The following is a 12,726-nucleotide window of genomic DNA, read 5'->3' as shown; positions in this document are numbered from 1 at the left end:
AGTGGATCAGGCGACCGCTGCCTTGGCGATTTCCTGGTTACGCAAAATAAAACGTTGCAGCTTGCCGCTTGGGGTCTTGGGCAAGTCACTGACAAATTCGATTTCCCGTGGGTAGGCATGCGCGGCCAGGCGCTTGCGCACGTGCAGGCGAAGTTCCTCGGCCAGCTCCGGGGTGGCGCGGTATTGCGCGTTGATCACCACAAACGCCTTGACCAGTTCGGTGCGCTCCGGGCAAGGCTTGCCGACGACGGCTGCCTCGACCACGGCCGGGTGCTCTACCAGCGCGCTCTCCACGTCAAACGGGCCCACACGGTAGCCGGACGTGGTGATGACATCGTCGCTGCGCCCGACAAAACTGATGCTCCCGTCGGGGTTCAGCTCCACGGTGTCGCCGCTCAGGTAGTACTTGCCGACAAAGGCCTTGGTCTTCACGCCGTCGTAGCCGGCAAACCAGCACATGGGCGATTGCTCGCGGTCAATGGCAAGAATGCCGGGCTGGCCGGCGGGCAATTCCTGATGGTTGTCGTCAAGCACCACAATGCGGTGGCCCGGCGAGGCGAACCCGGCCGAGCCCACGCGCACCGGATGCTCCAGCCCATGGTGGTTGCACAGCACCATGCCGAGTTCGGTCTGGCCGTAGTGATCGTGGATGGTCACGCCGAGGTTGTCGGCAAACCAGCGGATCACTTCCGGGTTCAACGGCTCGCCGGCGCTGCTGACGATGCGCAGCTTGCCCTTGACCGACTGGGCAAACTGCTCGCCGCCGGCAATCAGCAGGCGGTACGCGGTCGGCGAGCCGGTGAGGTTGGTAATCCCGTATTTGTTGATGACCCGGCAGGTGCTTTCCAGGGTAAACGGGCCATCGTAGAAGGTGATCGGATGGCCCATGGAGAGCGGCCCCGTCACGCCGAAATAGATGCCGTAGGCCCAGCCGGGGTCGGCGACGTTCCAGAACGCGTCTTCAGGGCGCAGGTCCACTGCATCGCGGGTATAACTCTGGAACGCGACAATGGCTTTGAGCGGTACCGACAGCGCTTTGGGCGGGCCGGTGGTGCCGGAGGTGAACATCAGCAAAAACGGATCATCGGCGCCGAGCATGACGGGCTCGCAAACATTCGACTGGTTGGGCAGCTCGGCCCAAAAGCTGAAATCGCCGCGCACAATGCCTTCGCCCTTGGCGCCTGCCACTGTGACGATGGTCGGGCAGCCCTCCACGTCGGCCAGCTTGGGCCGGTTCACCGCGTCGGTGACCACCAGTGCCGCGCCGGAGCTGTTCAAGCGATGTTCAATGGCTTTGGGACCGAAGGCGGTAAACAGAGGCTGGTAAACTGCGCCGATGCGCCAGGTGGCGAAGACCACCACCAGCAGTTCGGCGGTGCGAGGCAACAGGCCGGCGACTTTGTCACCCCGTTTGACGCCCTGGGCCAGCAGGAAATTGGCGAAACGGGCGGCCTGGTCCTGCAGCTCGGTAAAGGTCGAGGTGGCGCTACGCCCGTCCTTGCCTTCCCAGAACAACGCGATGCGCCCCGGCAGCGCATGGCGGTCGCAGCACTCCACACAGGCGTTGAGCGCCTGCAGGTCTCCCGCCAAAGCGGCATCAACAGTGTGCTGGTAATCAAACCCGGTCGTGGCAGCCAAATACTCACGCATCGTTTCAAATCCTTCTGTGTTTTTTATTTTCAGGACGCAAACCACGGAAATAGTCGCTCTAGAGCGGCGCAGCGGCAATGGTCAAAGCCTTCAACCTCGCTGACTGGTTTGGCCAATCATTGACTGCGCCGATCAACCGGTCGGCCCAAGTGATTGGACGCCCTGCGCCGCAGCTTCTAACCTTGAGGCCTGCGCCACAGAAGAAGCCCCCTCGCGATGATCGTTCGCCCCAAACCTAACCTGCTGGGCATCCTGTTTTCCCTCAAAGGTTCGATTGCCAAGCGCATTGCCCTGCGCAGCCTGCTGGTCACGTTGCTGGCTTCGGTGATCGTGCTGGTGGAAACCTGGCACCCGGCCTACTTCTCCAAGGTCAACGCCACGCCCTTCACCCTGCTCGGCTTGTCGTTGTCGATCTTCATGAGCTTTCGCAACAACGCCTGTTACGACCGCTGGTGGGAGGGCCGCAAGCAGCTGGGGCAGATGATCATTGAGGTGCGTTCGCTGATTCGCGAGACCCAGGTGCTCGGCGACTCACCCGAGCGCGCCGGCCTGTTGCGCGGGCTGTGTGGTTTCGCCCATGGTTTGATCGCGCGCCTGCGCCATGAAGACGAAGCACGGGCGATCACACCGTGGATAGCCGTGAACACCGGCCACCCCAACTTGCCGGACACCGTGCTGCAACAGCTGGGCGCGCGGTTTTCCGGGCTGGCCGAACGCGGTGTGATCAGTGAGTGGCGCTACACCCAGCTGGAAACCCGCCTGGTCAGCGTCAGCCAGGTGCAGGCCGCCTGCGAGCGGATCAAGCACACGCCGCTGCCCTTCCCCTACACGCTGTTATTGCACCGCACCATTTACCTGTTTTGCATCCTGTTGCCATTTGCCATGGCCGAGCCGCTGGGTTGGTTGACGCCGGTGTTCACCGCCATCGTCAGCTACACCTTCTTTGGCCTGGATGAAATCGGTGACGACCTGGAAGACCCGTTCGGCTTCGACGAAAACGACCTGCCGTGCAACGCGCTGCTGCGTACCCTGGAACGTGAAATCCTCGCTGCCCTTGGCGAAACCGACTTGCCGCCGGTGCTGGAGCCCGTGGAGTACGTGCTGACCTGATGCGGGTTTGACACTCGCGGTGGTCTGACCGAAGCTGATGGCTTTGCGATAGCTGCCTAAGCTTTTGGACGCCTGCATGTCAAAGTCACGCCGTTACTCCCTCGCCGGCCTGTGCGCCCTGCTGTTGATTGTTTCGGTCACGTGGTTTTTCTCCCGTTCCACCCCGGTGGCTGTGCCGCCAGCCATTGCCCACGGCTACGCCAAAGCCCTTAAACAGGCCCATAACGGTGAACCGGGCGCTGCGCGCGTGCTGTATCAGCAGCTGGGCCGTCCGGACCTGTCCCCTGAACGTCGCGCCGCGCTGCATGCCGAACTGCCGAATTACCCAAGCCCGCAGGCGCTGAAACTCGCCGATAAAGACCTCGCCAATGAATCGCCATTGGTGCGTGAAGCGGCGATCCACAGCATTGTCGGCCTGGTGCCCACGGGCCAACGCACACTGTTGCTCGGCCCTGCCCTTGACGACCCGGAGCAGGAAGTTCGCTTCAGCGCAGCCAACGCGCTGCTCGGCCTTTCGCCGGACACCCTTGGCCTGTATTTCGGCCCCTTGCAGCAAGTGCTCGATGAATTCGTCAAAAACATCAAGGCGCAGCCCGAGTCAGCGCAAAACTGGATTCAACTGGCGCGCCTGTACATCCACAGCGCCTTGCTGGCGGACGCGCAAAACGCACTGGAACAGGCAATCCGCCTGCAGCCGGACAATCTGCAAGCGGTGGTCGCGCAAATCGAGTTGCTCGACAAGCAAGGCAAGTCAGAAGAATCCCGCCAGTTGCTCGCGCGTCAGCTGGCGGCGCATCCGGAATCGGCCTACCTGCAGCACGCCCTCGGCATGTGGCTGCTGCACCATGGCGAACGGCCTTATGCCTTGCTCGGCTTGTCCAGAGCGGTGGAGCTGGAGCCGGACGATCAGGATTACCGCTACGACCTGGCCACGACACTGCATGCGCAGGAAGAGTTGGAAGCCGCCCAGCGCCAGTTGGAAGAAATCATCCAGCGCCATCCGGCCAACCGCAAAGCCCGCGTGCTGCTGGTCAATTACTGGAAAGAAAGCGGTCAGTTACAGAACGTCCAAGTGCTGCTGGCGCAACTTGAACAGCAAAATCCGGATGATCCGGCACTGCAGCAAGGTCTGTAATGGCGCGTTAAAACTTGTCGAAAAACCACCGCTTTGTACAAATATTTCAAAACGTTGAACCGCCACAGGCTGTAACGGTCAAGTAAATATGGCGCACCCAAGCCGGGTGCGCACCTCTACTTGTACGTGACCTGAGGGCACACCTTGTCTACATCCAATACGCTGTTCAGTGAAAAGGCAGCCATCGGCATTGAGGGTCTTGATGACATCCTTTCCGGTGGGCTATCGCGCAGCCATCTGTTCCTGCTGGAGGGTGAACCGGGTACCGGCAAGACCACCGTGGCGCTGCACTTCTTGCAGGCCGGCGCAAAAAACGGCGAGCGATCACTGTATATCACCCTGTCGGAAACCGAGCGCGAATTGCGCCAGGGCGCCAAGTCCCATGGCTGGGACCTGGACGACAATATCCATATTTTCGAACTCACCCCGCCGGAAAGCCTGCTCAACGCCGAACATCAGCAGAGCCTGCTGTATTCCTCGGACCTTGAGCTGGGTGAAGCGACGCGGCAGATCTTCGAAGTGGTCGAGCGTGTCAAACCGACACGTGTAGTGGTTGACAGCCTGTCGGAGATTCGCCTGCTGGCGCAAAGCTCCCTGCGGTATCGCCGGCAGATCCTCGCGATCAAACATTACTTCGTGCGTTACGACGCAACGGTGTTGCTGCTCGACGACCTGACCACTGAATCCCTCGACAAAACCGTGCACAGCGTGGCGCACGGGGTCATTCGTCTGGAAGAACTGACGCCCAACTACGGCGCCGAGCGCCGCCGGGTACGCGTCGTCAAATATCGCGGGCAGAAATACCGGGGCGGCTTCCATGACTTCACCATTTTGCAAGACGGTGTGCATGTGTTCCCGCGTTTGGTGGCTGCCGAGCATCGAGGTGGATACGACCGCCAGACATTGACCAGCGGCATTAAAGAGCTGGACATGCTGTTGGGCGGTGGCATCGAAACCGGCTCAAGCAGCCTGATCCTGGGCCCTGCCGGTACCGGCAAATCGCTGATCTCGATGATTTTCGCCGCTGCCGCAGTAATGCGCGGAGAAAAAGCCGCGCTGTTCATCTTCGACGAAGAGCTGGGCTTGCTGTTCGAGCGCATGAAAAACATGGGCATCGACCTGGAAGCCCTACGGGCTACCGGCAACCTGTTTATCGAGCAGGTAGACGCCGCCGAGTTGTCCCCGGGCGAGTTCTCCCACCGTGTGCGCCGCGCCGTGGATGAAGGCGGCATCAAGACCGTGGTCATCGACAGCATCAACGGCTACCAGGCGGCGATGCCGGAAGAAAATGCACTGATTCTGCACATGCACGAACTGTTGCTCTATCTCAACCGCCGGGGTGCGGCGACCTTCATGACGGTCGCCCAGCATGGCCTGGTTGGTGACATGCAAGCGCCGGTCGATATCACCTACCTGGCCGACACCGTGATTCTATTGCGTTACTTTGAAGCACTCGGCCAAGTGCGTCGGGCAATCTCGATCATCAAGAAAAGAACCGGCTCACATGAATCGACCATTCGCGAATACCGCATCGGCAGTCGCGGCATGACCGTCGGCGAGCCTCTGGACAACTTCCAGGGTGTATTGCGCGGCATTCCTACCTACATGGGCGCCGGCTCGCCTCTGCTCAAGGATGAGGGCTAGTGACTGACCTTGCCCCCGCCTTCGAGCGCGCAATCATCCTCGCGCCACTGGGCCGCGACAGCACCCTGGCGCTGATGATGCTCAATGAGGCCGGTTACAGCGGCATCGTGGCCAATAGCCTGGTGACGTTGTGTGAGGAACTGGAAGACGGCGCCGGTTTGTTGATTATTGCAGCCGAGGCATTGCGCGGCGTCGACCTTGAGCCTCTGCTGGAGCATTTGCATCAGCAGCCGGCCTGGTCCGACCTGCCCATTGTGTTGCTGACCCATCATGGCGGCAGCGAGCAAAACGGTTCTACCCACTTGAGCGGGCTCTTGGGTAACGTGACGTTTCTGGAACGGCCCTTTCACCCCGTGACGCTGATCAGCCTGGTCAGCGCCGCGCTGCGCGGACGGCGGCGCCAATATGACGCTCGGGAACGGCTGGTTGACTTGAGCCAGAGCGAATTGCGCCTGCAACGCACGCTGGAAACCCTTGAGCAGCAAGTCGAAGAGCGCACCGCGCAACTGCGTAACAACGAAGATGCCTTGCGCCAGTCGCAAAAAATGGAAGCGGTCGGCCAATTGACTGGCGGCATTGCCCATGACTTCAACAATATGCTCACTGGCATCATAGGCAGCCTGGAATTGCTGCGCAGGCGTATCGCCCGCGGCAAGCTGGATGACCTCGATGGGCTGATCGATCTGGGCGTTACTTCGGCCAACCGCGCGGCTGGCCTGACCCATCGCCTGCTCGCGTTTTCCCGCCGCCAGTCACTGGACTCCAAACCGGTGGAGATTAACCACCTGGTCAGCTCGATGGGTGAGCTGTTGAAACGCAGCATTAATGAAAGCATCGGCCTGGACATGCGCCTGGCCGATTCATTGTGGACCGCTGAGGCCGACCCGAACCAACTGGAAAGTGCCCTGCTCAACCTGGTCATCAATGCCAGGGACGCCATGCCCAATGGGGGCCAACTGGTGGTGGAAACCACCAACCGCCATCTCGACAGTGTGTTCACCGCTGCCTACGGCACCCTTAAACCCGGTGACTACGTCGAGCTGAGCGTCAGCGACAACGGCTGCGGGATACCGGAAAGCGTGATGGGACGGGTCTTCGACCCCTTTTTCACCACCAAACCGATTGGCCAGGGCACGGGGCTGGGGTTGTCGATGATCTACGGGTTTGCCCGCCAGTCTCACGGCCATGTAACGATCCACAGTGAAGTCGGCAAAGGCACCACGGTCAGTCTGTTCCTGCCACGCTTTATCGGTGAAATGCAGGAGGAGGAAGCCGTCAACCCGGCGTTGTTGCCGTTCGCCAATGCAGGGGAAACCGTGCTGATCGTCGAGGACGACCCAGCCGTCAGGGTGTTGGTCAGTGCGGTGTTGAAGGAGTTGGGCTATGGCTTTGTAGAAGCCGGCGACGCCAACACGGCGGTGCCGATCATTGAATCGGAGCAGCGGATTGATTTGCTGATCAGTGATGTGGGGTTGCCCGGCATGAATGGCCGTCAACTGGCGGAAATTGGCCGGCAGATACGGCCTGGCCTGAAAGTACTGTTCATTACCGGCTACGCCGAACACGCGGCGGTGCGGGGTGGTTTCCTGGACCCGGGGATGCAGTTGATCACCAAGCCGTTTACGTTTGATCTGCTCACGGCAAAGGTGCGGGAGATGATCCGGACGTAATTCAAATGACCGGGTCACGACCTCACTGTTACGAACCGCTGTCTGAGCACTCATTAAAACTTGAAGTAACATGCCGCCTCAGAACCCAGGGATCGAAACTTAACCTCTCGCCACTGAATAAGTGTTCCACGTCTGATGCAGACGGTTCGCTTATATGTTTCGAGAGTACGCATAATGATATCGAGCCCCCCTTCGCTGCTTTCCATCCCGTTAAACCTTCGAAACCAGGCCCGCAACGCGGCGGTTCACAATGAACGCGTGAAACGTTCTGATCCGGCGCGTTCGACAGAAGGGTCAGCGTTGGCCAGGCCCTCCTCGCCCAGGCAAGAGGCGGATAAGCAACTGGCCCACGTGTACCGCCAGCTGTTATTGAAAACGGCGGATGGCGAAAACCCTGTCGCCCCTTATTACCAGAGCATTACTTGGCTTCCCGACATCCCCGAAGACTCGAACTATGGACTGTGGCGGGCCTTGACCACTCGGATTGTAGAGAGTGGCAGCTTTAAAGACTGGGTAGCGCACAACGATATCGACCTGTCGCACGGCATCACGATTTCGCCCAAAGATAATTGCATTGTAGCCGTCGTCAACGGCAAGCCCGTGCACTTCCCTAATGCCGGCTTTCTGGCTTTTCCTCTTCTTATCAAGGCAGCAAAAGCGTTCGGGCAAACTGCTGATATCCAGTATTACCGCAACACTGTCTATGCACGGGACATCGCAAAGTTTTACGGGAAGAACACACCTGACCAGGCACCGCAAAGCACGCTTGAAGATCGAATTCGGGCGAGCGCAGCCGAGTTGGAGGATGGCACCGCCTTCAGCCATTTCGACCCTGGCCAGTTACACACCGACGCGCAACTGCTGCTGCACCACCGCGCGGTGGACGAAATCAATGACAGAAACGCACTGATCTGGCGCTTGAAAGTACTTGCCAAAGACGGCTCGCAATCACTCAGCGAGCGTTTGGAAAATACAACCTTCAGCCTGCCTTCAACCGCTGTTTCCGATGACGCCGACTCAACAGGCGCCTCAGAGCGGATTAGCGTTGGCGACTATCTAAGGGGCCAACACTGGACGTTACCCACCACGGGTGAAGAGCTTGATGCTTTAGTCACCGCTCTGGAAACCTCCACACCAGAGGCCCCGCCGTACGGGGATTTTAGCGGCGCCACAAACTGGCCGGTTCCACTGTCAGATTCAGATATAAATTGGATCTATAGAGTGACCGCACGCCAGACAGGCGAAGCGAACCCCTTCGTTCTGGTGGGTTACCTGTTCGGTAAACAGCCCGGCAATCCGCCACGCAAACCGCGACAAATGATCGAGCAGATGCTTGAGTCACCCAAGGCACAAGGCTTGGGTAAGGCGTTGCAAGAAAGCCTGCGTGGCGTGGCGACTGCCACAAGCGCCAGTGATCACGTGCTGGCCGCTATCCATGAAGCGTTTGAACCCCGTGAATCTCAACCCTTGAGCAGAACCAAGGTAGCCGGTTTTGAACTCGCCCAGCCGGGTAACTCGGGCCTCACCGCCTCGGCCGTGGTAAAGCGGATGGCAGACCATCTCGTGGCGTCAAGCCATGGAAAAGGCCGTTCGTATGCCACTGACGAGTTGGCCCTCGTCACTGCTCACTTGCTCCTGGCAAAACGTGCGCCGCAGTTTTTGGTCCGTGATATTCCCGCAGCAGTGACGTATGGCTCGCAGGCTTGGCTGACGTTCAGCACCGCCGTCGCAAAAATTGAAGCACAAACGCCGGGCGCCACCGCCACCATGAGGTATATAGACATCCTGCGTCAGGGGGATATTGCGCCGCTCAACCCCGAGCAACAGCAGCTCGAGCAGAGCGCCAAGATGAATGCGCTCATGGACTGGGGCGTCGCCAACAGGCTGATTACCCTCAGCCCCTCGGACGATTACAGCGCGGATGAAATGAAGTCGGTATTGGCGGCGTTTCAGAAACAGATGACGGAACTCCTTCATGTTGTCGAAACCGGCAATACGCCGCTCCTCCTCCGAAAAAACGTCGCAGCCGAGCAACTGTACGAGGCGCTCGGTTTCAACCAGATTCAGAATCAACCCTACTTGAACGCGCTCATGAGCAAAGCAGGAATTCCCGGGGCCAGCACAGAGCAATACCGTCAAGAGCATGGAGATAAAGCGGCTTTTTATGACTTCATCAATACCCGGTTTATCGTGCTCAAACTCCTCCATAAAGATTTTCCTGGCCCTTACTCACTGTTGGACCTGCATACATCGAATCGTCTGTTCAACCCGCCTTCGGTAACAAAAGGGACGACAGTGCAACATACGTACAAAAATAAATGGGTGGTGCCACGTCGTCACGCCATCGACTTTGCTGAAATATTCGGCAAGTCCTCTGGGTTTCCCGAGGTCGCCAAGGCGTACCAGGAAAAAATTGAAAGTCACATTGATAATCTGCAATCCAGCACAAAAACAGCTGTTAAATATCTGATATCGCGCCTGCCGGCGGAAGACCTTGAGTTTATAAATAACGGGCAGCTGACTTTTTATTGTGAAGAGCTTATTTACGACCCCACCCCCGGGAGCAATCACCTTTACCGAGCTCAACCGGTCGACAACAAACCTGTCGTCGTACGCAGCCAAATGGGCTCGAACGTCAGGTTTTATGAACTTAATCCACAGAAAGGTCATGTAACAAGGCGAGTAGACCTGGAGAAGAAATTTGTATTCGGCCATCTCCAGAGCAAAACAATTGTTGCAGGAGACGGTACTGACGATATAGCAGTACCCGACTATGCAAAACTGCCGAACACACTCAAATATACCTACGAACTCGGCAAGCTCGACGTGGGCTCTACATCGGGCATTCATGATACTTACAACAGCGGACGTATCAGTGCCATTGCCGACTTGGTGACCCGCCATGTGTATGCTGGCGTCACGGAAAAATTAAGAGTGTTCTCCAAGGGGGCAACAACCTTTGATACGGAAGTGCCGGACTACGCAAAATTTCGTAACTTCCTTCTTAACTTTGTTCCTCTATACTCCGCCATCAAAAGTTTTTCGAACGGTAACTTCGCAGAGGGCATAGGCGATCTGGCCCTTGATGTTCTTGGTTTTGTAACCGCAGGCGCCAGCATCGCAGGAAAAGCACTGAAAGGTTTGGCTGTCGGTTCCAAAGCACTGTCTCTGGCCAAAATTGTCGGGCGAGCGGCCATTAGCTTGCTCAATCCGCTGGACGGTATTGTTGATCTGATCACAGGTTTACTCAAAGGCACTGCGCGCGGGATATACAAGATAGGTAGTGCAGGTAAAACACTCATTGAGAAACTACCCGGCTCAGTCAGAAGCTATGACTTGATCGCAGCGGCTAAAAAGTTTGACGCATCCGCCCTGGGAACGTTCAAGCATGAAGGCAACCTTATACAAGGCCCGGCGGTTCTTACCGGTGGGGTCTGGCACGCCTATGATCCCGTCTTGCGCCAACCCTTTGGTTCAGCGCTCAGCGACTTTGTTCCGTCTATACAGAACCCGTTTGGTGACTGGGCCGTTGGCACCCGGGTACTTGATCCGAAGACAAAAGCCATCAAAGAAAATTGGGACAAGGTCGTCAAGCGCTATAAATTTGGAGATAAAAAAGCTGAATTTGAAGCCGCTTACTACGGTACGGCCCTGCCAGAAGGGCTCAGCAAAAACATCAAGAAAATGAACTCACTGGAGCTGATGAAGCAAGCGCAAAAACAACATATCACTGCCAGCACGGTGGGCGCGCTTGTCAGGCAATACGATAACCTGGCGTTCAAGCAGGGTCACAAAGGCGCCGCCAGGTTCATCGACACCATTGACCCTGAATTTGGTGTGGTGTTTCCCATGCCACAAGCCAGCTATCTTAGTTCAACGGCGCAGTTTTCCGACGGCCAGTGTGCCGCTCTGGCGCGTACGTTTGCCACCGCCATAGAGGAAGGAAAAGACACCGTTTTTATTAACAACCTGTACAAAGCTTCCGCACGTGCTGATACGGCCGCTTCCAGAGAATTCATGCAGTCAATCAGCGGTCTTCAGACCCAGGTGGGTGGTAAAGCTGCCTTTTATGCGCAGAAAGTTTCCCGGCAGGTCTCCTGCCAGGGCATGGTCCAGGAACTGTCTGATTCAGGCGTCACTAAATCCATCATGATCGACTCCCCAGGCCATGCGATGGCGGCAGGGGTTATTGTGAAGGGTACAGACAAGCAGTTTTATTTCTACGACCCTAATGTCGGCGTTGCCTATTTCAAAACTTCAGAAGCCATGGAGGCGGGATTGACCCGGTTATTTAATGACAAGCATCTCCCCACGCCCTATAGAACGCACAGCGCAAACGCCAAAAGCCTGGAATTCAAAATTTTTGATCATGACGATCAATGGAAAGCGCTGAACAGCATTGACGAAGTGAAGTTTAAAAAAACCTATCAATTGCCATTGGATGAGCATGCATCCTCCAGCCTGTCTCATGACCAACTGAAGCGTAACTGGGAAACCTTGCATCAGGCGCCGGGCAATCAAGGTTTGATCTGTTACGAGGCCTCGATGCGTGTAGGGCAGGCGGAAAAAAATTTAACCGCCGATGTATATGACGCTGTCGTGGCGGCGACTAATCGTAAAGGAGGCACCAACTACTCCCCTCGCTACCTGGCGTACATGGGAATCGAGCCTGGCAGTCTCAAAACCACCTTCAATCCCGCTGATATCACCGAGTCCGGGTTGCTTAATTTCAAACACGCCACTCCCGATGGCGATTTTGCTCACACTGTCTATATCCAGAAAAGCAACGACGGCGAATTATTTCTGTTCAACACCAATAGCCCCGATCTTGACCTCGCCATGATCAGAAATGGTAACCCGCCTGTGATCAGCGCAGGGATGAGTGTCTACCCCCTCGGGAATGATAAACACAAAGGTCTGCAAAACTTCCTCGACGGACTCGACGCCAAGCCAGGTTGGCAATTTGCCTATACGCCCGCCAGCACACTGAGAGCCAATGTCGAGAAGCTCTAACCTTGATCGATTGAAACACGCGGCGCCCTGAAAGTGCGCCGCCTCACATCAAGCCAGCAGGCGCTGGATATGCTCTTGCAGCGTATCCAGGTCGAACGGCTTGGCCAGGATCGGCGCGTTGCGCGTGATCGGGCTGTTGCAGTCGAGAATTTCCTGCGGGTAACCGCTGATAAAGATCACTTTCAGTTCCGGGCGCAGCTTGATCGCAGGCTCGGCGATCTGCACCCCGGAAATCCCGCCCGGCAAGCGGTAATCGGTGACCATCAGGTCCAGGTGCGGTTTGGTCGCAAGGATTTCAAAGGCCTGCTCCCCGTCAATCGCCTTCAAGACCCGATAGCCCAGGCCAGCCAGGTATTCACCCAGCACAAACATAATCGATTCGTCGTCCTCGACGATCAGTACAACGTCTTGCGCATCTTCACTCATGGGAAGCCTTTGTCCGGTCAATTGCTGCAGTTACGACCATGGGGTCACGCAGAGGTTGCGTCGAGCTGACGATTGAAT

General features: G+C 57.4%; 7 protein-coding genes. 5 read left to right on the top strand and 2 right to left on the bottom strand.

Annotation, left to right across the window (positions count from 1 at the left end):
• Positions 1–6: 6 nt before the first annotated feature.
• Complete coding sequence (locus tag AB4P94_RS21885) at positions 7–1,650, bottom strand: AMP-binding protein (protein ID WP_395607407.1); 1,644 nt, start codon at positions 1,648–1,650, stop codon at positions 7–9.
• 216 nt (positions 1,651–1,866) lie between these two features.
• On the opposite strand from AB4P94_RS21885, the gene AB4P94_RS21880 reads away from it, so the two are divergent.
• The 5 genes from AB4P94_RS21880 (at position 1,867) to AB4P94_RS21860 (ending at position 12,222) form a co-directional block, all read left to right on the top strand.
• Positions 1,867–2,760, top strand: coding sequence for a bestrophin family protein (locus AB4P94_RS21880; RefSeq protein ID WP_395607406.1), 894 nt, complete (start codon positions 1,867–1,869; stop codon positions 2,758–2,760).
• A 76-nt stretch (positions 2,761–2,836) separates the two neighbouring features.
• Positions 2,837–3,895 carry a tetratricopeptide repeat protein gene (locus AB4P94_RS21875; protein WP_395607405.1) on the top strand — a complete coding sequence of 353 codons (1,059 nt, stop codon included), beginning with the start codon at positions 2,837–2,839 and terminating at the stop codon, positions 3,893–3,895.
• Between the two features lie 144 nt (positions 3,896–4,039).
• Entirely contained in the window at positions 4,040–5,539 is a 1,500-nt protein-coding gene (locus tag AB4P94_RS21870) for an ATPase domain-containing protein (protein WP_395607404.1), read from the top strand.
• Complete coding sequence (locus AB4P94_RS21865) at positions 5,539–7,209, top strand: ATP-binding protein (protein WP_395607403.1); 1,671 nt, start codon at positions 5,539–5,541, stop codon at positions 7,207–7,209. Before AB4P94_RS21870 ends, AB4P94_RS21865 begins: the two co-directional genes overlap by 1 nt.
• A gap of 351 nt (positions 7,210–7,560) precedes the next feature.
• Entirely contained in the window at positions 7,561–12,222 is a 4,662-nt protein-coding gene (locus AB4P94_RS21860; RefSeq protein ID WP_395607402.1) for a hypothetical protein, read from the top strand.
• Between the two features lie 48 nt (positions 12,223–12,270).
• Here the strand turns inward: AB4P94_RS21860 and AB4P94_RS21855 are convergent, their stop codons facing one another.
• Positions 12,271–12,648 (bottom strand): response regulator, encoded by a 378-nt coding sequence (locus AB4P94_RS21855; RefSeq protein WP_003217591.1) that lies wholly within the window; start codon positions 12,646–12,648, stop codon positions 12,271–12,273.
• Between the last annotated feature and the right edge of the window lie 78 nt (positions 12,649–12,726).

Source organism: Pseudomonas sp. B22129 (assembly GCF_044218875.1).
GTDB lineage: Bacteria > Pseudomonadota > Gammaproteobacteria > Pseudomonadales > Pseudomonadaceae > Aquipseudomonas.
The sequence above is the reverse complement of the archived record's forward strand: the minus strand, read 5'-3'. Positions and strand labels throughout refer to the sequence as shown.

What these genes read in the sequence shown, in the direction of transcription:
- AB4P94_RS21885 (WP_395607407.1), bottom strand. Translation starts at nt 1,650, where the DNA reads ATGCGTGAGTATTTGGCTGCCACGACCGGGTTTGATTACCAGCACACT.
- AB4P94_RS21880 (WP_395607406.1), top strand. Translation starts at nt 1,867, where the DNA reads ATGATCGTTCGCCCCAAACCTAACCTGCTGGGCATCCTGTTTTCCCTC.
- AB4P94_RS21875 (WP_395607405.1), top strand. Translation starts at nt 2,837, where the DNA reads ATGTCAAAGTCACGCCGTTACTCCCTCGCCGGCCTGTGCGCCCTGCTG.
- AB4P94_RS21855 (WP_003217591.1), bottom strand. Translation starts at nt 12,648, where the DNA reads ATGAGTGAAGATGCGCAAGACGTTGTACTGATCGTCGAGGACGACGAA.